The organism is Geodermatophilus poikilotrophus (assembly GCF_900111455.1).
Taxonomy (GTDB): Bacteria; Actinomycetota; Actinomycetes; order Mycobacteriales; family Geodermatophilaceae; genus Geodermatophilus; species Geodermatophilus poikilotrophus.
Window position 1 is genome coordinate 360,486 of the sequence record NZ_FOIE01000006.1, and the last position, 19,748, is coordinate 380,233.

The 19,748-nt window shown below is 74.3% G+C and carries 19 protein-coding genes, 1 rRNA gene and 1 pseudogene; 20 read left to right on the top strand and 1 reads right to left on the bottom strand.

The genetic code is table 11. The annotated features are described in order from the left end of the window. Window positions 1–49: 49 nt before the first annotated feature. From rimP to truB, 11 genes and pseudogenes are all read left to right on the top strand, one after another. Window positions 50–637, top strand: coding sequence for a ribosome maturation factor RimP (gene rimP, locus BMW27_RS15830; RefSeq protein ID WP_091445693.1), 588 nt, complete (start codon window positions 50–52; stop codon window positions 635–637). Then, complete coding sequence (nusA, locus tag BMW27_RS15835; protein WP_091445695.1) at window positions 634–1,779, top strand: transcription termination factor NusA; 1,146 nt, start codon at window positions 634–636, stop codon at window positions 1,777–1,779. Before rimP ends, nusA begins: the two co-directional genes overlap by 4 nt. 41 nt (window positions 1,780–1,820) lie before the next feature. Beyond that, the gene (locus BMW27_RS15840) at window positions 1,821–2,207 is read left to right on the top strand and encodes a YlxR family protein (RefSeq protein ID WP_217638184.1); all 387 of its coding nucleotides are present in this window, start codon (window positions 1,821–1,823) and stop codon (window positions 2,205–2,207) included. Between the two features lie 67 nt (window positions 2,208–2,274). Continuing rightward, window positions 2,275–2,418, top strand: a pseudogene (locus BMW27_RS24400) (translation initiation factor IF-2 N-terminal domain-containing protein); the annotation flags it as partial. Between the two features lie 1,047 nt (window positions 2,419–3,465). Beyond that, a complete protein-coding gene (gene infB / locus BMW27_RS24110) occupies window positions 3,466–5,298 on the top strand; it encodes a translation initiation factor IF-2 (protein WP_245743627.1) in 1,833 nt (610 codons plus the stop codon). 97 nt (window positions 5,299–5,395) lie between these two features. After that, window positions 5,396–5,692, top strand: coding sequence for a DUF503 domain-containing protein (locus tag BMW27_RS15850; protein WP_091445816.1), 297 nt, complete (start codon window positions 5,396–5,398; stop codon window positions 5,690–5,692). A gap of 160 nt (window positions 5,693–5,852) precedes the next feature. Then, entirely contained in the window at window positions 5,853–6,365 is a 513-nt protein-coding gene (rbfA, locus tag BMW27_RS15855) for a 30S ribosome-binding factor RbfA (RefSeq protein ID WP_091445702.1), read from the top strand. Then, complete coding sequence (locus tag BMW27_RS15860; protein WP_091445704.1) at window positions 6,365–6,607, top strand: hypothetical protein; 243 nt, start codon at window positions 6,365–6,367, stop codon at window positions 6,605–6,607. Before rbfA ends, BMW27_RS15860 begins: the two co-directional genes overlap by 1 nt. Beyond that, on the top strand, window positions 6,604–7,677 hold the full coding sequence (locus BMW27_RS15865) for a DHH family phosphoesterase (protein ID WP_091445705.1): 1,074 nt from the start codon (window positions 6,604–6,606) through the stop codon (window positions 7,675–7,677). Before BMW27_RS15860 ends, BMW27_RS15865 begins: the two co-directional genes overlap by 4 nt. Window positions 7,678–7,795: 118 nt before the next feature. Continuing rightward, window positions 7,796–9,049, top strand: a complete 1,254-nt coding sequence (locus BMW27_RS15870; protein ID WP_245743624.1) for an MATE family efflux transporter — start codon at window positions 7,796–7,798, stop codon at window positions 9,047–9,049. An 81-nt stretch (window positions 9,050–9,130) separates the two neighbouring features. After that, on the top strand, window positions 9,131–10,045 hold the full coding sequence (gene truB, locus BMW27_RS15875) for a tRNA pseudouridine(55) synthase TruB (RefSeq protein ID WP_091445707.1): 915 nt from the start codon (window positions 9,131–9,133) through the stop codon (window positions 10,043–10,045). An 87-nt stretch (window positions 10,046–10,132) separates the two neighbouring features. Here the strand turns inward: truB and BMW27_RS15880 are convergent, their stop codons facing one another. After that, a complete protein-coding gene (locus BMW27_RS15880) occupies window positions 10,133–10,822 on the bottom strand; it encodes an HAD family hydrolase (protein WP_091445709.1) in 690 nt (229 codons plus the stop codon). A 78-nt stretch (window positions 10,823–10,900) separates the two neighbouring features. Here BMW27_RS15880 and BMW27_RS15885 point away from each other — a divergent pair, with 78 nt between their 5' ends. From BMW27_RS15885 to BMW27_RS15925, 9 genes are all read left to right on the top strand, one after another. Then, complete coding sequence (locus BMW27_RS15885; RefSeq protein ID WP_091445711.1) at window positions 10,901–11,224, top strand: antibiotic biosynthesis monooxygenase family protein; 324 nt, start codon at window positions 10,901–10,903, stop codon at window positions 11,222–11,224. A 110-nt stretch (window positions 11,225–11,334) separates the two neighbouring features. Further along, the gene (locus BMW27_RS15890; RefSeq protein WP_175486528.1) at window positions 11,335–12,474 is read left to right on the top strand and encodes a branched-chain amino acid aminotransferase; all 1,140 of its coding nucleotides are present in this window, start codon (window positions 11,335–11,337) and stop codon (window positions 12,472–12,474) included. A gap of 19 nt (window positions 12,475–12,493) precedes the next feature. After that, window positions 12,494–13,468: a bifunctional riboflavin kinase/FAD synthetase gene (locus BMW27_RS15895; protein WP_091445713.1), complete on the top strand. Its 975-nt coding sequence runs from the start codon at window positions 12,494–12,496 to the stop codon at window positions 13,466–13,468. Between the two features lie 188 nt (window positions 13,469–13,656). Then, a complete protein-coding gene (gene rpsO, locus BMW27_RS15900) occupies window positions 13,657–13,926 on the top strand; it encodes a 30S ribosomal protein S15 (RefSeq protein WP_012949947.1) in 270 nt (89 codons plus the stop codon). A 241-nt stretch (window positions 13,927–14,167) separates the two neighbouring features. Next, on the top strand, window positions 14,168–16,453 hold the full coding sequence (locus tag BMW27_RS15905) for a polyribonucleotide nucleotidyltransferase (RefSeq protein ID WP_091445715.1): 2,286 nt from the start codon (window positions 14,168–14,170) through the stop codon (window positions 16,451–16,453). Continuing rightward, window positions 16,450–17,829 (top strand): M16 family metallopeptidase, encoded by a 1,380-nt coding sequence (locus tag BMW27_RS15910; RefSeq protein ID WP_091445717.1) that lies wholly within the window; start codon window positions 16,450–16,452, stop codon window positions 17,827–17,829. Before BMW27_RS15905 ends, BMW27_RS15910 begins: the two co-directional genes overlap by 4 nt. Next, the gene (locus BMW27_RS15915) at window positions 17,829–18,197 is read left to right on the top strand and encodes a VanZ family protein (RefSeq protein WP_091445719.1); all 369 of its coding nucleotides are present in this window, start codon (window positions 17,829–17,831) and stop codon (window positions 18,195–18,197) included. The genes BMW27_RS15910 and BMW27_RS15915 overlap by 1 nt, the downstream gene beginning before the upstream one ends. Window positions 18,198–18,245: 48 nt before the next feature. Next, complete coding sequence (gene dapB / locus BMW27_RS15920) at window positions 18,246–19,052, top strand: 4-hydroxy-tetrahydrodipicolinate reductase (protein WP_217638178.1); 807 nt, start codon at window positions 18,246–18,248, stop codon at window positions 19,050–19,052. A 459-nt stretch (window positions 19,053–19,511) separates the two neighbouring features. Further along, window positions 19,512–19,748 (top strand): 16S ribosomal RNA (locus BMW27_RS15925); the annotation flags it as partial.

Below are 19,748 nucleotides of genomic sequence, written 5' to 3' on the forward strand. Positions count from 1 at the left end.
GGCCCCACCGTGCGCGTGCCGCCGACCGAGCCAGGAGAGGGAGGGAGCCGTGTCCGCCGCCCCCCGCACCGACCCCGTCGCCACCCGCATGGCCGGGCTGGTCGCGCCGGTCGTCGAGGCCGCCGGGTACGACCTGGAGGAACTGGTCGTCACCCCGGCGGGCCGGCGCAGCATCGTCCGGGTCGTGGTCGACCGGGACGCCGGGGTGACCCTCGACGACGTCGCCGAGGTGAGCCGCGCGGTGTCCACGGCCCTCGACGAGCACGACGGCGAGTTCGGCAGCGCCCCCTACGTGCTGGAGGTCACCAGCCCCGGGGTCGACCGGCCGCTGACCGAGCCGCGGCACTGGCGGCGCAACACCGGGCGGCTGGTCACCGTCGCCGTGGGCCGCGAGGGCTCCCCCGAGCAGGTGACCGCCCGCGTGCTCGAGGTCGACGGCGACGGCGTGACCCTCGCGGTGGAGGCCCCGGGCAAGCCCGGGGCGAAGAAGCGACCGCCCACCCGGCGGCAGGTGCCGTGGCAGGAGCTGGGCACCGGCCGGGTGCAGGTCGAGTTCGGCCGGCCGGGGGCCGGCGGGGACAGCGAGCAGCACGACCAGCCGGATCCCGCGGACGACGACGACGGAGGAGGACAGTGAACATCGACGTGACCGCCCTCAAGGCGGTCGAGCGGGAGAAGGGCATCCCGGCCGACACGGTCATCGAGGCCATCGAGACGGCCCTGGTAACCGCCTACCGGCACGCCGACGGCGCCAGCAAGCACGTGCGGGTGCACGTCGACCGCAAGACCGGCGAGGTCGCGGTTCTCGCCCAGGAGCTCGGGCCGGACGGCGAGGTCGTCCGCGAGTGGGACGACACCCCCTCGGACTTCGGCCGGATCGCGGCCAGCACCGCCAAGCAGGTCATCGTCCAGCGGCTGCGCGACGCCGAGCACGAGCAGACCTTCGGCGAGTACGCGGGCAAGGAGGGTGACATCGTCAGCGGCATCGTGCAGGCCGACCAGCGGCGCAACGCCAGCGGCACGGTGCTCGTCGACATCGGCAAGGTGGAGGCCGTGCTGCCCGCCGCCGAGCAGGTGCCGGGGGAGAGCTACCCGCACGGCAGCCGGCTGAAGGCCTACGTGGTGTCGGTCGCGCGCACCTACCGCGGCCCGCAGGTCACCGTGTCGCGCACCCACCCCAACCTCGTCCGCAAGCTCTTCGCCCTCGAGGTCCCCGAGATCGCCGACGGCAGCGTGGAGATCGTCGCGGTCGCGCGCGAGGCCGGGCACCGCTCGAAGATCGCCGTCCGCACCTCGGTGCCCGGGCTCAACGCCAAGGGCGCGTGCATCGGCCCGATGGGGCAGCGGGTGCGCAACGTGATGAGCGAGCTGCACGGCGAGAAGATCGACATCGTCGACTGGTCCGACGACCCCGCGACGTTCGTCGCCTCGGCGCTGAGCCCCGCCCGGGTGAACAGCGCCCAGCTGGTCGACCCCAAGGCCAAGGCCGTGCGGGTGGTCGTCCCGGACTTCCAGCTGTCGCTGGCCATCGGCAAGGAGGGGCAGAACGCCCGGCTGGCCGCGCGGCTGACCGGCTGCCGCATCGACATCCGCAGCGACGCCCAGCCCGACGACGCCGCGCCCTCACCCGGGGTGGGGCGCGCGCCGCTGCGCTCGGGTGCGGCGGCCGCGCGCGGCGGTGCACCCGGCGGCCGCCCCGGAGGGCCGGGTGGCGGCGCACGCCCCGGTCGGGTGCCCGGTGGCCGGAGCCCGGAACACCCGGGGCCCTCAGCGCGCTAGAGTGCAGGGTGGCCGAAACGTCGATCCCGGTGCGCACCTGTGTGGGCTGCCGGAAGCGCGCTCCGGTCACCGACCTGCTGCGCGTCGTCGCGCGGGACGGGGCACTCGTCCCCGACCCGCGACGGAGGCTCCCCGGCCGGGGTGCCTCGCTGCACCCCACCCCGGAGTGCCTGCGCACAGCGGAGCGACGCCGGGCCTTCCCCCGGGCGCTGCGCCTCCCCGGAGGTGGCAGCACCCCGGTGGAGGCCGGTCCGCTCCGGGACCACGTCCTCGGCGCGCCGTTCCCGGCGCCCGCGGAGAACGGGGCCCGGACGGGCGACCACGCACGCACGACAACCGCACCAGCACAGACGGACCCGCACCCGGTGGGTCCGCACGTCGAGAGCAGGACGTCGTCGGATGAGCAAGCCGTGAAGTCCCCCAGATGACCAGCCACATGCAGTACTGACGACGAGGTCGCGCGGGCAAGCCGCCGGCCTCACGAAGAGGAGATCCGTGCCAGGCAAAGCCCGCGTACACGAACTCGCCAAGGAGTTCGGTGTCGACAGCAAGACCGTGCTCGCCAAGCTCAAGGAGCAGGGCGAGTTCGTGAAGTCCGCCTCCTCGACCGTCGAGGCCCCCGTGGCCCGGCGGCTCCGGGAGGCCCTCGGCAGCAGCACCGGAAACGGCGGCGGCCAGACTGCTCCCCGGCCCGGCCCGCGCCCGAGCGCGCCCGCTGCCCCGCAGGCCCCGGTCGCCGCGGCGCCGTCCGTTCCCGCGGCGCCGTCCGTTCCCGCGGCGCCGTCAGCCCCTGCTGCTCCTGCCGCAGCGTCCGCTCCGGCTCCCGCGCCGCAGGCGCCGGTGACCCGCGCCCCCGGCGCGCCGACCCCGGGCCCTCGTCCGGGCGCGGTCCGTCCCGGTGCGCCCGTCCCCGGTCCGCGACCGACCGCGCCGGCACCGCAGGCTCCTGCGGCCAGCGCGCCGACCCAGCAGCCGCCCGCAGCGCCCAGCGGCCCGCGTCCCGGTGCCCCGCGCCCCGGTCACGCCGACGGCGTCGCCCCGGGTGCGCGTCCGGCCGCTCCGGCGCCCGGTCCCCGGCCGGGTCCGCGCCCGGCCCCGCGCCCGGGCAACAACCCCTTCAGCAGCGCTCCGCGCCCGGCTCCGTCCGGTGGTGCGCCGCGTCCCGGTCCCGCGGCCGGTGGCCCGCGTCCGGGCCCGGCGGCCGGTGGCCCGCGCCCCGGGCCGGCCGGCCCCGGCGGTCCGCGTCCGGGTCCCGGTGCCGGCGGTCCGCGCCCGGCAGCCGGTTCGCGTCCGGGCCCCGGCGCCGGCGGTCCGCGTCCCGCGGCCGGTCCCGGCGGTCCGCGCCCGAACCCGGGCATGATGCCGCAGCGTCCCTCGCCCGGCATGATGCCCCCGCGGCCGGCCGGTGGCGGTCGCCCCGGTGCGCCGGCCGGTCGTGGCCGTCCCGGGGGTGGCCCCGGTGGCGGTGGCGGCGGCTTCCGTCCCGGTGGTGGCCCCGGTGGCGGTGGCGGCGGCGGTGCGGGTGCTCCCGCCGGCGGTGGCTTCCGCAGCGGCGGCGGCGGTGGCCGCGGTCGGGGCCGTGGTGGCTCGGGTGCGGGGACCGCGGGTGCCTTCGGTCGTCCCGGCGGGCGTGGCCCGGTCCGTGGGCGCAAGAGCAAGAAGCAGCGGCGTCAGGAGTTCGACTCCATGGCGGCGCCCAGCATGGGCGGCGTCAGCCTGCCGCGCGGCAACGGGCAGACCGTCCGGCTGCCCCGTGGCGCCTCGCTGACCGACCTCGCCGAGAAGATCGGCGCGCAGCCGGCCGCGCTCGTCACCGCCCTGTTCCACCTGGGCGAGATGGTCACCGCGACCCAGTCGGTCAACGACGAGACGCTGCAGCTGCTCGGTGCCGAGATCGACTGGGACATCCAGGTCGTCAGCCCCGAGGACGAGGACCGGGAGCTGCTCGAGACCTTCGACCTCACCTTCGGCGACGAGGGTGACGAGGAGGATTGGGAGGCCCGTCCGCCGGTGGTGACCGTCATGGGTCACGTCGACCACGGGAAGACCAAGCTGCTCGACGCCATCCGCAACACCAACGTGGTGGCGCGGGAGGCCGGCGGCATCACCCAGCACATCGGCGCGTACCAGATCGTCACCGAGCTGGAGGACGACGAGCGACCGATCACCTTCATCGACACCCCGGGTCACGAGTCGTTCACCGCGATGCGTGCCCGCGGCGCGAAGGTCACCGACATCGTCGTCCTGGTCGTGGCGGCCGACGACGGCGTCATGCCGCAGACGGTCGAGGCGCTCAACCACGCCCAGGCCGCCGAGGTGCCGATCGTGGTCGCGGTCAACAAGATCGACAAGGAGGGGGCCAACCCCGCCAAGATCCGTCAGCAGCTCACCGAGTACGGGCTGGTCGCCGAGGAGTACGGCGGCGACACGATGTTCGTCGACGTCTCCGCGACGACCCGCCAGGGCATCGACGAGCTGCTGACGGCGATCCTGCTGACCGCCGACGCCTCGCTGGACCTGCGCGCCAACACGCAGCAGGACCCGCAGGGTGTGGTCATCGAGGGCAAGCTGGACAAGGGCCGCGGCCCCGTCGCCACGGTGCTCGTCCAGCGCGGCACGCTGCGCCAGGGCGACTCGATCGTGGCCGGCGACGCCTACGGTCGCGTCCGGTCGCTGCTCGACGAGCACGGCAACAAGCTGAAGGAGGCCCTGCCGGCCCGCCCCGTGCAGGTCGTGGGTCTCACCTCGGTGCCCCGTGCCGGTGACACCTTCCTGGTCGTCGAGGAGGACCGGGTGGCGCGGCAGATCGCCGACCGTCGCCAGGCCCGCATCCGCAACGCGCAGAACGCCTCCATGCGCAAGCGGATCAGCCTCGAGGACCTCGACGCGGCGCTCAAGGAGAACCGCCAGCTCAACCTGATCATCAAGGGCGACAACTCGGGCACCGTCGAGGCGCTCGAAGAGGCGCTGATGAAGATCGAGGTGAGCGACGACATCTCGCTGCGGGTCATCCACCGCGGCGTCGGCGGCATCACCAAGAGCGACATCGACCTCGCGCTGGCCGACGACGTCATCGTCCTGGGCTTCAACGTCCGGGCCGAGGGCCAGGCCACCGAGCTCGCCAACCGCGAGGGCGTCGACGTCCGGTACTACTCGGTCATCTACCAGGCGATCGAGGAGATCGAGGCGGCCCTCAAGGGCATGCTCAAGCCGGAGTACGAGGAGGTCGCGCTCGGCACGGCGGAGGTCCGCGAGGTCTTCCGGGTGCCGCGGATCGGCAACGTCGCGGGCTCCATCGTCCGCAGCGGGACGATCACCCGGAACTCGAAGGCCCGGCTGGTCCGCGACGGGGTGGTCGTCGCCGACAACCTCACCGTCGAGTCGCTGCGTCGCTTCAAGGACGACGTGACCGAGGTCCGCGACGGCTACGAGTGCGGTATCGGGCTCGGGTCGTTCAACGACATCAAGATCGAGGACGTCATCGAGACCTTCGAGATGCGCGAGAAGCCGCGCGCGTGAGAGAGGACCCCGCTGCCCCCCGCGCCTCGCGAGCTCGGCTCGGGTCCCTGCAGCGGGGCCGTTCCAGCACGTTGCAGTAGGTAGGGAGGCGGTGGGCGTGTTCACCGGCACGCTCACCGCCGACCTCCTGCTGGGCGACGTGCACTCGCTCAAGGGCAAGCGCGGCGTCGTCCGGCCGATCGTGGCCGAGCTGCGGCGCCGGTACGCCGTGGCCGCCGCCGAGGTCGGCGACCAGGACCTGCACCGCCGCGTGCAGGTCGGCGTGGCCACCGTCGCCGGGGACGCCGGTCAGGTGACCGACGTCCTCGACGCCTGCGAGCGGTTGCTGGCCGAGCGGCCGGAGGTGACGCTGCTCTCGACGCACCGGCAGCTGTTCAGCGACACCGATCAGTGATCCCCTGCGCCCCACTGGGGAAGGACCCCGTCCTCCCCGCCCTCCGCACGCTCAGGGCGGGACCCGGGACGGGACCACGGCGGGCCCCGCAGGAGGCCACCCCGGGGCCGTGCCCCGTTCCACCCGCGCCGCGCGCCGGCGCCCAGCACCAGGAGGTCCGATGGCCGACCCGGCCCGCGCCCGCAAGCTCGCGGTGCGCATCCGCCAGATCGTCTCCGCCGCGATCGAGACGCAGATCAAGGACCCACGCCTGGGCATGGTGACCGTCACCGACGCCCGGGTGACCAGCGACCTGCGCGAGGCGACGGTCTTCTACACCGTCTACGGCGACGCCACCCAGGTCGAGGACTCCGCCAAGGCGCTCGCGTCGGCCACCGGCGTGCTGAGGTCCACCGTGGGCAGGCAGACGGGCATCAAGTTCGTGCCCACGCTCGCCTTCGTCGCCGACCACGTGCCCGACACCGCCCGCGAGCTCGACGAGGCGCTCCAGCGGGTCCGGCACGCCGACGCCGAGCTGGCCCGCATCCGCGCGGGAGCCACGTACGCCGGCGACGCCGACCCCTACCGCCGGCCCTCCGAGGACGACGACGAGGACGACTCCGCCGAGGACCGGTCCGCCGGCGGGACTGCCGATGACACTGCCGACGAGCGCACCGGGAGCAGGAGCGTCTGATGAGCGAGAACGACCCCGACCCGAACCTGCCGGACGAGGGGCAGGGCCGCTCCGAGCTGGGCGGTCGCCCCGAGCCGGACGCCGGCGACCCGACGCAGGGCGGCAAGCGCGGTGAGATCGGCGAGGCGCCGAGCATCGCCTCCGACGAGCCCGACGACGGGCAGGGCTACCCGGTCGGTGGCGGGCAGGTGACCGAGGAGGAGAACGCGTCCCCGGTCGCCGACCCGGGCCCGGGGTCGTGACCGTCTCCCTCCCGCGAGGCGCCGGCCCCCACCCGCCGGGCGCCCGCCCGACCGACCGGGCCGCCGCCGTCCTCGCCGAGGCGGCGGCGGCCCGGTGCACCGTCGTCCTCTCCGGGCACGTGCAGCCCGACGCCGACGCGCTGGGCAGCACGCTGGCTCTCGCCGAGGGGCTGCGGCGCCGCGGTGCCCGCGTGCTGACCACCTTCCCCGACCCGTTCACCCTGCCGGCGTCACTGGCCTGGCTGCCCGGAGCCGAGGGGCTGGTGCCCTCGTCGGCGGTGCCGGCGTCCCCGGACGTCTTCGTGAGCCTCGACGCCGCCTCGCCTGGCCGGCTCGGCGAGCTGGCCGGGCTGCTGGAGGGCGCGGCCACGTCCGTGGTCGTCGACCACCACGCGAGCAACCCCGGCTTCGGCGACGTCCGCGTCGTGGACCCCGGCGCGCCGGCGACCGTCGCCCTCGTGGCCGACCTGCTCGACGGCCTCGGTGTCTCCCTCGACGAGCGGCTGGCCACCTGCCTCTACGCCGGGCTCGCCGCCGACACCGGGTCCTTCCGGTTCGGCAGCACCCGCCCGGACACCCACCACCTCGCCGCCCGGCTGCTGGCCACCGGCATCGACCACGCCACGATCAGCCAGCGGCTGTTCGACACCGCGCCGTTCGGCTGGCTGGGGCTGCTCTCGGTCGTCGCCGGCCGCGCCGTGCTGGAGACCGCGGCCGGTGCCGGCCTGGTCTGGACCTGGTCGAGCACCGCGGAGGCCGCCGAGCACGGCCTGCCCGGTGAGCAGCTCGAGGCGCTCGTCGACGTCGTCCGCTCCACCCAGGAGGCCGACGTGGCCTGTGTGCTCAAGGGCCAGGACGACGGCACGTGGTCGGTGTCGCTGCGCTCCCGCGGCGCCACCGACGTCGCCCGCGTCGCCATGGCCCTGGGTGGCGGCGGCCACCGCGCCGCGGCCGGCTTCACCTCGCACGAGGACCGCGAGACGACGATGGCCCGCATCCGCCAGGAGCTGTGCGCATCGTCGGCCTCCGGCCTCCCACCGCGTCCAGGTGCCGTCCCCGACGGGCGCTGAGCCCGACCCGGGCACCGCGTCGGGAGGGCTCCGCCCCCCGCGCCGCGGTGCCCGCGGTCCGGCGGGGCTCACCGCTCATCCCCCTCCGGTCCTCGCGCTCGCGGCTCCGGCGCTGGTCGTGCTGGCCGCGGAGCCGCTGTACCTGCTGGTCGACACGGCGGTCGTCGGCAACCTGGGCACCGTCGCGCTGGGCGGGCTCGCCGTCGGCGGCGGGCTGCTGGCCTGGGCCGCGGCACTGCTGAACTTCCTCGCCTACGGCACCACCGCCCGCGCCGCTCGCCGCGCCGGTGCCGGGGACCGGGCGGGTGCGGTCGCCGAGGGGGTGCAGGCCACCTGGCTGGCGCTCGCGCTCGGCCTGGCGGTGCTCCTGCTGTTCCAGCTCCTCGCCGGCCCGCTCACCCGGCTGCTCGCCGGCGGCGACGGACCGGTCGCGGCAGCGGGGGAGAGCTGGCTGCGCGTGGCCTCCCTCGGTGCTCCGTTGCTGCTGGTCTCCCTGGCCGGCAACGGTTGGCTGCGCGGGGTGCAGGAACTGCGCCGACCGATGCGCTACGTGCTCGCCGGGAGCACGGCCAGCCTGGTCCTGTGCCCGCTGCTGGTGCACCCGGCGGGCCTCGGCCTGGTCGGCTCGGCCGTGGCCAACGTGGCCGGTCAGGCGCTCACCGCCGCGCTGTTCGTCCGCGCCGTCCTGCGCGAGGACGTCCCGTGGCGCCCCCGGCTCGCCGCGCTGCGGGCGCAGCTGGTCATCGGCCGCGACCTGCTGCTGCGCGCCGCCGTGCTGCAGGTGGCGTTCCTCGTCGCGACCGGGGTCGTCGCCCGCGCCGGCACCGCCGAGCTCGGCGCGCACCAGATCGCCGTCCAGCTGTTCTTCTTCCTCGCCCTGGTGCTCGACGCCTACGCCATCGCCGCGCAGACCCTCGTCGGCCAGGCGCTCGGCGCGGCCCGGCCGGACGCCGCCCGCGACACCGCCCGCCGGGTCACCCTCTGGGGCCTGGGCACGGGCGTGGTGGTCGCCGGCGTGCTGCTGGCGCTGCGCCCCGTGGTGCTGCCGCTGTTCACCGACGACCCCGCGGTCCTCGCGCAGGCCGCCGTGGCCTGGTGGTTCCTCGCCGGGATGCAGCCGCTGGCCGGCGTCGTGTTCGCCCTGGACGGCGTGCTGATGGGTGCCGGCGATGTCGGCTACCTGCGCACGGTGACCATCGGGGCGGCCCTGGTCGGCTTCGTGCCGCTGTCGCTGGCCGCCGTCCCGCTGGGGTGGGGGCTGGCCGGCGTGTGGACCGGTCTGACCCTGTTCATCACGCTCCGGCTGGTCGGCGTGCTGGTCCGGGTGGCGGGGGACCGCTGGCTGCAGGCGCCTGGCACGGTGACGGCGTGAGCAGACGCGACGGCGACGCCCGGGGGAGCACCGCAGGGAGCGCCGGCGACCGAGGAGCGGAGCGAGGGCGGAGCCGAGCCGATGGGTAGGCGCCAGGACGCCGACGTCCCCCCGGGCCTGCTGCTGGTCGACAAGCCCGGCGGCATGACCTCGCACGACGTCGTCGCCCGCGCCCGGCGGGTGCTCTCGGTCCGCCGGGTCGGCCACGCCGGCACGCTCGACCCGATGGCCACCGGCCTGCTGGTCCTCGGCGTCGGGACGGCGACCCGGCTCCTCGGCCACGTCGGCGGGCACGACAAGACCTACGAGGCGACCATCCGCCTCGGCCAGACCACCGTCACCGACGACCGCGAGGGGGAGGTCCTCGTCACCACCCCGGCCGGGCACCTGGACGACGACGCCGTCACCGCCGCCCTGGCCGCGCAGACCGGCCCGCTGCTGCAGGTGCCCTCGTCGGTGAGCGCGGTGAAGGTCGCCGGCCGCCGCTCCTACGACCGGGTGCGCGCCGGCGAGGAGGTCGTGCTGGAGCCGCGGGCGGTGACCGTCCACCGGCTCGAGGTCCACCGCGTCACCCGACCCACGCCGGACCTGGTGGACGTCGACGTCACCGTCTCCTGCACCGCCGGCACCTACGTCCGCGCGATCGCGCGCGACGCCGGCGCCGCCCTCGGCGTGGGCGGGCACCTCACCGCCCTGCGCCGCACCGCCTCCGGCCCGTTCACGGTGGCCGGGGCCGCGCCGGTCGAGGAGGCCGGGCAGGCCCTGGCCGCCGGCGGGGGAGCGGGCGTGCTCGGCCTCACCGACGCCGCCCGCGCCGTCTTCCCGGTGCGCACGCTGACCGACGAGGAGGCGCGCGCCCTCGGGTACGGGCAGCGGATCCCCGCCACCGGCACCCCCGGCCTGCACGCCGCGGTGGACGGCGCGGACCGGTTGGTCGCCCTGGTCGAGGACGCCGGTGCCACCGCCCGCGTCGCCGTGGGGTTCCCGCCTGGGTAGGAGAGAACCCCCGCAAGGGGCCGCGGTGGCCCTCCTGCAGGGTCCCGCCGCGAGCTTGCGAGTGGCGGGGGGCAGGAGGGTCCTCTTTCAGCCGCGCGCCACCCGGCCGATGAGCGAGTCGTCGAGGTGCGCGAGCAGGTCGGCCGGGTCGTCGTAGACCTCGTCGGCGCCGGCCTCCTCCAGCTCGGCCCGGGAGATGCCGCCGCAGGTCAGCGCGATGCAGGGCACACCGGCGCCCCGCGCCGCCCGCACGTCCCAGATCGTGTCGCCGACCGCGACCGTGCGCCCGGTGTCCAGGCCGTGGTCCGCGGCGGCGGTCCGCAGCAGGTCCGGCGCGGGCTTGGCCGACTCGACGTCGGCCGACGTGGTGGCCCCGTCGACGACGTCGTCGCCGCCGATCGCCGGCACCATCCACTCCAGGTCGGACTCCATGCCGCTGGTCGCCAGCACCACGGCCAGGTCCCGCTCCCGGCACGCGGCGAGCAGCCGGTCCACGTGGGGGAAGGGGACGACCAGCTCCCGCAGCGGCTCGTAGCGCCGGCCCTTCGCCTCGACGACCTCCTCGGTGTCGGTGGCGTCGTCCCCCAGCAGGTGGGTGACCAGCTCGGCGCTGCCGATGCCGATCGCGCGGTGGCAGTCGGCCATCGACACCTCGGCGTGGCCGGTGTCCCGGAAGGCCTGCCACCAGGCGAGGACCTGCAGGTAGTTGGTGTCGAGCAGCGTGCCGTCGACGTCGAGGAGGACGCCGGGCCGCGGCGCCGGTGCGGCATCGGTCATCGCGACATCCTCGCCCGCGGTCGACCGGTCCGCAGGGTCGTGGGGTTGACCGGCCGCCCCGCCGGGAATGCGGCGTCCATGAGCGTCGTCAAGATCAACGCGATCACCGTGCCCAAGGACAAGCAGGAGCGGTTCGAGGAGCGGTTCAAGGGTCGCGCCGGTGCGGTCGAGAGCACCCCGGGCTTCGAGTGGTTCGAGCTGCTGCGCCCCCTGGAGGGCACCGACCAGTACCTCGTCTACACCCGGTGGGAGAGCGAGGAGGCCTACCGGGCGTGGGAGTCCGGCCAGGACTTCGCGCGCGCCCACGAGGGCGGTGGGTCCGAGCTGGCGCCGGCCGCCAGCAACTCCTCCCACCTGTGGTCCTACGAGGTGATCGAGAGCGCGGCGCCCGACCGGCCGTGACCGCCCGCGACGGTCGCCGCCGGACGCCGGGGCGGCGCAGCTAGGGTGGGCGGGCGGTCCGGCAGCTGCCGGACCGCCCCTCGGATCCGCGCACGCCGCAGGTGGGAGCCATGACCGACACGCTCGCCGACAGCCGTACCTCTCCCCGGGTCTTCACCGAGGGTGTGCCGGTGGTCGTGGAGGACGTGCGCCGTCGTCCCGCCGCGGAGCGCGACGCCCTGCTGGCCGACCCGGGCTTCGGCCGGTACTTCACCGACTCGATGTTCGTCGCGCGCTACCGCGCCGGGGAGGGTTGGTACGACGCCCGGCTGACGCAGTACGCGCCCCTGCAGGTCGACCCGGCGACCGCCGCGCTGCACTACGCGCAGTCGATCTTCGAGGGCCTCAAGGCCTACGCCCAGCCCGACGGCAGCGTGGCCACCTTCCGGCCCGAGGCCAACGCCGCCCGTTTCGTCCGCGGGGCGAAGCGGCTGGCCATGCCGCCGGTGCCCGAGGAGGCCTTCCTCGCCGCCGTCGACGCACTCGTCGAGGCCGACCGCGACTGGGTGCCCACCGGCCCGGACCAGACCCTGTACCTGCGCCCCTACCAGCTGGCGACCGAGCCGTTCCTCGGCGTCCGCCCGGCGCACGAGTACCTGTTCCTGGTGATCGCCAGCCCGGCCGGCGCCTACTTCCCGCGCGGCGTCCACCCGGTGTCGGTGTACCTGTCGGAGGACTACATCCGCGCCGCCCCCGGCGGTACCGGCGACGTCAAGTGCGCCGGCAACTACGCCGCCAGCCTGCTGGCCCAGGAGCAGGCCATCGACGCCGGCTGCGACCAGGTCGTCTGGCTCGACGCGGTGGAGAAGCGCTACGTCGAGGAGATGGGCGGGATGAACCTGTTCTTCGTCCTCGGCTCCGGGGACGACGCCGAGCTGGTCACCCCCGAGCTCACCGGCACGCTGCTGCCCGGCATCACCCGCGACTCGCTGATCACCGTCGCCCGCGAGATGGGCCACCGGGTGACCGAGCGGAAGTTCAGCGTGGAGGAGTGGCGCTCCGGTGTCGCCGACGGCACCGTCACCGAGACCTTCGCCTGCGGCACCGCGGCGGTCATCACCCCGGTCGGCGAGGTGAAGGCGCGCACCGGCGACTTCACCGTCGGCGACGGCGAGCCCGGCCCGATCACCATGCGGCTGCGGGAGCACCTGCTCGACATCCAGCACGGCCGGGTGCCCGACACCCACGGCTGGCTGCACCGGGTCGCCTGAGCGGCCCGGACGCATCGACGTGCGCCGGTGGCGGGGGCTGGAGGCGACCCCCGGGGACCTGGGACGCACGGTGGTCACCGTCGGCATGTACGACGGCGTCCACCGGGGACACCAGCAGCTGATCGGCACGGCCATGGCGCGCGCCCGCGTCCTGGGCCGGCCCTGCCTGCTGCTCACCTTCGACCCGCACCCCTCCGAGGTGGTGCGCCCGGGCTCGCACCCGGCGATCCTGACCTCGCTGGACCGCAAGGCCGAGCTGGTCGCCGGGCTCGGCGTCGACGAGATGTGCGTGCTGCCCTTCACGCCGGAGTTCATGCGGCTGTCCCCGGAGACGTTCACGCACACCGTGCTCGTCGAGCACCTGCACGCCGCCTCCGTGGTGGTGGGGGAGAACTTCAGCTACGGCCACCGCGCGGCGGGCACGGTCACGACCCTCGCCCAGGAGGGTCGCCGGTTCGGGTTCACCGTGGAGCCGGTCCCGCTGGCCGGGGACTCCTCGGCCGACGGGGAGATCACCATCTCCTCGACCTACGTCCGGGCCTGCGTCGCCGCCGGTGACATGGTCTCGGCGGCACGGGCGCTGGGCAGGCCGCACCGCATCGAGGGCGTCGTCGTCCGCGGGGACCGGCGCGGCCGCGAGCTGGGCTACCCGACCGCGAACGTGGAGTCCCCGCCGTTCACCGCCATCCCGGCCGACGGCGTCTACGCCGGCGGGCTGGTCATCCTCGACCCACGCACCGGGGCCAGCGTGAGCACCTCACCGGCGGCGATCTCGGTCGGCACGAACCCGACGTTCCAGGGCACCCGACGCACCGTCGAGGCCCACCTGCTCGACTTCGACGGCGACCTCTACGGCGAGCACGTCGGCGTGGAGTTCGTGCAGCGGCTGCGCCCGATGGCCGCGTTCTCCGGCGTCGACGACCTGGTCGCCCAGATGGACCGCGACGTCGCCCGGACCCGCGAGGTCATGGGGGTCGACCGGCAGCCGTCGTGACGAGCGGGGCGCGTCCCGGCCGGGGAGCCGACCTCGTTCCCGTCCGCCGTCCCCTCAGGCCAGTTGTCACGGATGGTGCCCCTCCCCTCGCTGGTAGTCTGATCGATGGTCGGTGGACCCGACCTGTGTGCAGCCTGCCCCCGTGAGAGAGACCGGGGGCCACACGTGACCTGCCCCGGAGGGGATCCATGGCGCTCGACAGCGCGACGAAGCAGCAGATCATGACCGAGTACGCGACGGTCGAGAAGGACACCGGTTCGCCCGAGGTGCAGGTCGCGATGCTGACCCGCCGGATCAGCGACCTGACCGAGCACCTCAAGCAGCACAAGCACGACCACCACAGCCGGCGGGGGCTGCTCCTGCTGGTCGGTCGTCGGCGCCGGCTGCTGAACTACCTGGCCAAGACCGACATCAGCCGGTACCGGTCGCTCATCGAGCGGCTCGGCCTGCGCCGGTGAGCCAGAGGGGACCGTCCCGCCCGGGACGGTCCCCTCTCTCGTGCGGCACCCGTCGCACGGGACCCAGGCCTCACGCCGGAGGCCCGACGCTGGTCGGTCCTCGGTGGTGGCCCCCGGGCACGCACCTCCTCGTAAGGGGGACGACTCCCGGAGGCTTCGATCGAAGACCGGTCACCCGGGCGCAGTCAGGCGCGAGGCCACGAAGAGGACGTCGCCGCATGCGACGTAGGAAGAGGACAGCGTGTCCGCACCCACCACCCAGCACAGCACCGCTGCGGAGTTCGACCCCGAGGACGGGGTCACCACCGCCACCGCGGTCATCGACAACGGCAGCTTCGGCAGCCGCACCATCACCTTCGAGACCGGCCGGCTCGCCAAGCAGGCCGCCGGCTCCGTCGTCGTCACCATGGGCGACACCATGCTGCTGTCGGCCACCACGGCCGGCCGCCAGCCCAAGGAGCACTTCGACTTCTTCCCGCTGACGGTGGACGTCGAGGAGCGCATGTACGCCGCCGGGCGCATCCCCGGCTCGTTCTTCCGCCGCGAGGGCCGCCCCTCCGAGGACGCGATCCTCACCTGCCGGCTGATCGACCGCCCGCTGCGCCCCACCTTCGCCAAGGGCCTGCGCAACGAGGTCCAGGTGGTCATCACCGTCCTGTCGCTGGACCCCGACCACCTCTACGACGTGCTGGCCATCAACGGCGCCTCGGCGTCCACCCAGCTCTCCGGCCTGCCGTTCTCCGGCCCGGTCGGCGGCACCCGCGTCGCGCTGGTCAACGGCCAGTGGGTGGGCTTCCCGACCCACGCCGAGCTCGAGGACGCCGTCTTCGACATGGTCGTGGCCGGCCGCGTCCTCCCCGACGGCGACGTCGCGATCATGATGGTCGAGGCCGAGGCCACCGAGAAGACGATCGAGCTGGTCGCCGGTGGCGCCACCGCGCCGACCGAGGAGGTCGTCGCGCAGGGCCTCGAGGCCGCGAAGCCCTTCATCAAGGCGCTGTGCGAGGCGCAGTCGGCGCTGGCCGAAAAGGCCGCCAAGCCGGTCGCGGACTTCCCGCGCTTCCTGGACTACCAGGACGACGTCTACGCCGCGGTGGAGTCGCACGCCGGCGGCCGGCTGGCCGAGGTCCAGGCCATCGCCGGCAAGCAGGAGCGCAACGACGCCACGGACGAGCTCAAGGACGGGACCGTCGCGGCGCTCGCCGGCCAGTTCGAGGGTCGCGAGAAGGAGGTCTCCGCCGCCTTCCGCGCGCTGACCAAGAAGGTCGTCCGGCAGCGCATCCTGCGGGACAAGGTCCGCATCGACGGCCGCGGTCTCACCGACATCCGCCCGCTCTCGGCCGAGGTCGAGGTCCTCCCGCGGGTGCACGGCTCGGCGCTGTTCGAGCGCGGCGAGACGCAGATCCTGGGCGTCACCACGCTGAACATGCTCCGCATGGAGCAGCAGCTGGACACGCTGTCGCCGGTCAACCGCAAGCGCTACATGCACAACTACAACTTCCCGCCGTACTCCACCGGGGAGACCGGCCGCGTCGGCTCGCCCAAGCGCCGCGAGATCGGCCACGGCGCGCTGGCCGAGCGGGCGCTGCTCCCGGTGCTGCCCGACCGCGAGGAGTTCCCCTACGCGATCCGGCAGGTGTCCGAGGCGCTGGGTTCCAACGGCTCGACGTCCATGGGCTCGGTCTGCGCCTCGACCCTGGCGCTGCTCAACGCCGGTGTGCCGCTGCGCGCCCCGGTCGCCGGCATCGCCATGGGCCTGGTCTCCGACGAGGTCGACGGCAAGACCGAGTACGTCGCGCTGACCGACATCCTCGGTGCCGAGGACGCCTTCGGTGACATGGACTTCAAGGTCGCCGGCACGCGGGACTTCGTCACCGCGCTGCAGCTGGACACCAAGCTCGACGGCATCCCGTCCGACGTGCTGGCCCAGGCGCTGACCCAGGCCCGCGCGGCCCGGCTGCACATCCTCGACGTGATGAACGAGGCCATCGACGCCCCCGACGAGATGAGCCCGTACGCGCCGCGGGTCACCACGGTGCGCATCCCGGTCGACAAGATCGGCGCGGTCATCGGCCCCAAGGGGCAGATGATCAACGCGATCCAGGACGAGACCGGCGCGGACATCACCATCGAGGACGACGGCACGATCTACGTCGGTGCCTCCGACGGCCCCTCGGCCCAGGCGGCGGTGGACCGGATCAACGCCATCGCCAACCCGCAGATGCCCAAGGTCGGCGAGCGCTTCCTCGGCACGGTCGTCAAGACCACGCCGTTCGGCGCCTTCGTCTCCCTGCTCCCGGGCAAGGACGGCCTGGTGCACATCAGCAAGCTGGGTGCCGGCAAGCGGATCGGCAAGGTCGAGGACGTCGTCAACGTCGGCGACAAGCTGCAGGTCGAGATCACCGACATCGACGCCCGCGGCAAGATCAGCCTCGTGCCGGTGGCGGCCGAGGGTGACGGCGCCGCTGACGCCGCCCCGGCCGGCGACGCCGCTCCGGCGGCCGACGTCGCGCCCGCGGAGGCGTGACCACGTCCACCGAGCAGGCTCTGACCGGGGCCGGGACGGGTGCCACCGCGCCCGTCCCGGCCCCGGCCGGTGTCGGCGAGACGCTCGTCCTGGACGTCGACGAGGTCGGCGGCCGGGTCGAGCGCACCGAGCTGCCCGGGGGCCTGCGGGTGCTGACCGAGACGATGCCCGGGGTGCTGTCGGCGACCGTCGGCATCTGGGTCGGCGTCGGCTCGCGGGACGAGACCGACGCGGTCGCCGGCTCGTCGCACTTCCTCGAGCACCTGCTCTTCAAGGGGACCGGCAGTCGCAGCGCGCTGGAGATCGCGACGGCCATGGACGCCGTCGGCGGTGAGATGAACGCCTTCACCGCCAAGGAGCACACCTGCTACTACGCGAACGTGCTCGCCAGCGACCTGCCGCTGGCCGTCACCCTGCTCGGCGACCTGGTCACCGACGCGCTCAACACGGCCGCGGACCTGGAGAGCGAGCGGACGGTGGTGCTCGAGGAGATCGCCATGCGCGACGACGAGCCCTCCGACCTGGTCCACGACCTGTTCGCCGAGACGCTGTTCGGCAGCACCGCGCTGGGCCGGTCGGTGCTCGGCACCGTCGAGTCCATCGAGGGCCTGACCAGGGAGGACGTCGACGGCTGGTACCGCCGGCGCTACACCGTCCCCTCGATCGTGGTCACCGCCGCCGGCCGGGTCGAGCACCAGCAGGTGCTGGACCTGGTCACCGCCGCGTTCGGCGACCGGCTGTCCGGTCCGGGACGTCCGGCGCCGCTGCGGCGGGGGGAGGAGGGCGTGGCGACCTCGCCCGCTCGCCCGACCGGCCTCGTCCGGCGGCGTACGGAGCAGACCCACCTGCTGCTGGGCTCGGTCGGCCTCGGCCGGCTCGACGAGCGGCGGTACGCGGCGGCCGTCATGGAGACCGCGGTCGGCGGGGGCATGAGCTCGCGGCTGTTCCAGGAGATCCGGGAGAAGCGGGGGCTGGTCTACAGCGTGGGCTCCGCGCTGTCGCACTACGCCGGGACGGGGTCGTTCTCCGTCTACGCGGGGTGCTCGCCCAAGCGGGTGCCCGCGGTGTTGCGCCTGGTGCGCGAGGAGCTCGCCCGCGTCGCCGCCGACGGGCTCACCGCCGAGGAGGTGGCGCGCGGTCGCGGCCAGCTCAAGGGCGGGCTGGTCCTGGGCCTCGAGGACACCGGCTCCCGCATGAGCCGCCTGGGCAAGAGCGAGCTGTCCTACGGCGAGTACCTGCCGGTGCGCGAGGTGCTCACCCGGCTGGACGGCGTCGACGAGGACCAGGTCCGCGCGGTCGCGGCCGACCTGCTCACCCGCGACACCTGTCTGGCGGTGGTCGGCCCCTACCGCGAGTCCGAGCTCGACCGCCTCTGATGGCCCGCACGCACCCTGCCCTCGCCGTCCACGGCGCGCTCTCGCGCGGCGCGTTCGCCGTGGCCGTCCTGGTGTCGCTCGCGGTCCTCTTCGCCCCCGCGGACGACGTCCCCTCCTCGCCACCGGGGGTGGACAAGCTGGTCCACCTCCTGCTCTTCGCCACGCTGGCGGCGAGCGGGAGGTGGGCCGGCGTCCGGACCGGTGTCCTCGCCGGGAGCCTGGTCGTCTACGCCGCGGTGAGCGAGGTCGTCCAGGGGCTCTCGGCGCTGGAGCGCTCGGCGTCCGTGGCCGACTGGGTCGCCGACGTCATCGGCGTCCTGGCCGGCCTGCTCGCGTGGGTGGGAGTCGGCCGGCGCACCCGCCCCTGACCGCGGGGCTGCCTTGCATCGCGGGCCGGTGCCGGGAAACCTGACCCGGTGACCACGAGCTCCGCCACGCCCGACCAGCACGGATCCACCGCTCCCACCGGGGAGACCCCGCTCGTCCCCGTCGGCGTCCTGGGCGCTCGCGGGCGGATGGGCACCGAGGTGGTCAAGGCCGTCAACGCCGCCGACGACCTCGAGCTCGTCGCGATGGTGGATGCGGGGGACTGGCTGTTCGACGTGGCGAACGCCGGCGCCCAGGTGGTCGTCGACTTCACCCGGCCGGACGTCGTCATGGACAACATCCGGTTCTGCATCGACAACAACATCCACTGCGTCGTCGGCACGACCGGCTTCGACGAGGAGAAGCTCGCCACCGTGGCCGAGTGGCTGCGGCCCAAGCCCGGGGTCGGCGTCGTCATCGCCCCCAACTTCGGCATCGGTGCCGTGCTGCTCATGAGGTTCGCCCAGGAGGCGGCGCGCTTCTTCCCCTCCACGGAGATCGTCGAGCTGCACCACCCGAACAAGGTCGACGCGCCGTCGGGCACGGCGGTCCGGACCGCGCGCCTGGTCGCCGCCGCCCGGCGGGCGGCCGGACTCCCGCACCCGCCGGACGCCACCACCGACTCCCTGCCCGGCGCGCGCGGTGCCGACGTCGAGGGCGTGCCGGTGCACGCCGTCCGGCTGACCGGCCTGGTGGCGCACCAGGAGGTGCTCATGGGCGCGGCGGGGGAGACCCTGACCCTCCGCCACGACTCATACGACCGGGCGTCCTTCATGCCCGGGGTCCTGCTCGCGGTGCGGGAGATCGGGCGGCGTCCGGGCCTCACGGTGGGGATCGAGAGCTTCCTCGGCCTCTGAGGGGGACCGCACCCTAGCTCACGCGCCGGACGAGGACGCCCACCCGCGGGCCCGCGGCGGGGATCGGGACGGGGCCGCGGGACGCTCCAGCGGGGGCGCCCACCCTCCCGACCCTCCGCCGGCTCATCGGGGGCTCCCCGGGTCGGGGCCGGGTGTGACGGGGGACGCCTCCACCGCACTTGCGCACGGACGGCGAGAGTCGTGTATGGTTCTCTACGCGCCGGACGGGCCCGGGAGGGCCGCGGAGGAGCACCCTCCGGGTGCAGGACTCCGAAGACGGCGTACAGTTGGACAAGCCGCCAGAGACGAAGCCCGCGAGGGTCCAGTCGCTGCGCGTCCGCTCCTTGAGAACTCAACAGCGTGCCGAAAGTCAGTGCCAAGTAACAACCCCTTTGTGGGTTTCTTTGGGTTGATGGATATCGAGAGTGCTAGCTCTTGGTTCTCGGCCTGGTTCAAGCATCTACGGAGAGTTTGATCCTGGCTCAGGACGAACGCTGGCGGCGTGCTTAACACATGCAAGTCGAACGGTGAACCTGCTTCGGTGGGGGATCAGTGGCGAACGGGTGAGTAACACGTGGGCAACCTGCCCCCGGCTCTGGGATAACTCCAAGAAATTGGGGCTAATACCGGATGTGACCGCTGACCGCATGGTCTGGTGGTGGAAAGGGTTTCCGGCTGGGGATGGGCCCGCGGCCT

What these genes read in the sequence shown, in the direction of transcription:
- infB (WP_245743627.1), top strand. Translation starts at nt 3,466, where the DNA reads ATGGCGGCGCCCAGCATGGGCGGCGTCAGCCTGCCGCGCGGCAACGGG.
- rbfA (WP_091445702.1), top strand. Translation starts at nt 5,853, where the DNA reads ATGGCCGACCCGGCCCGCGCCCGCAAGCTCGCGGTGCGCATCCGCCAG.
- BMW27_RS15860 (WP_091445704.1), top strand. Translation starts at nt 6,365, where the DNA reads ATGAGCGAGAACGACCCCGACCCGAACCTGCCGGACGAGGGGCAGGGC.
- truB (WP_091445707.1), top strand. Translation starts at nt 9,131, where the DNA reads ATGGGTAGGCGCCAGGACGCCGACGTCCCCCCGGGCCTGCTGCTGGTC.
- BMW27_RS15880 (WP_091445709.1), bottom strand. Translation starts at nt 10,822, where the DNA reads ATGACCGATGCCGCACCGGCGCCGCGGCCCGGCGTCCTCCTCGACGTC.
- BMW27_RS15885 (WP_091445711.1), top strand. Translation starts at nt 10,901, where the DNA reads ATGAGCGTCGTCAAGATCAACGCGATCACCGTGCCCAAGGACAAGCAG.
- BMW27_RS15890 (WP_175486528.1), top strand. Translation starts at nt 11,335, where the DNA reads ATGACCGACACGCTCGCCGACAGCCGTACCTCTCCCCGGGTCTTCACC.
- rpsO (WP_012949947.1), top strand. Translation starts at nt 13,657, where the DNA reads ATGGCGCTCGACAGCGCGACGAAGCAGCAGATCATGACCGAGTACGCG.
- BMW27_RS15915 (WP_091445719.1), top strand. Translation starts at nt 17,829, where the DNA reads ATGGCCCGCACGCACCCTGCCCTCGCCGTCCACGGCGCGCTCTCGCGC.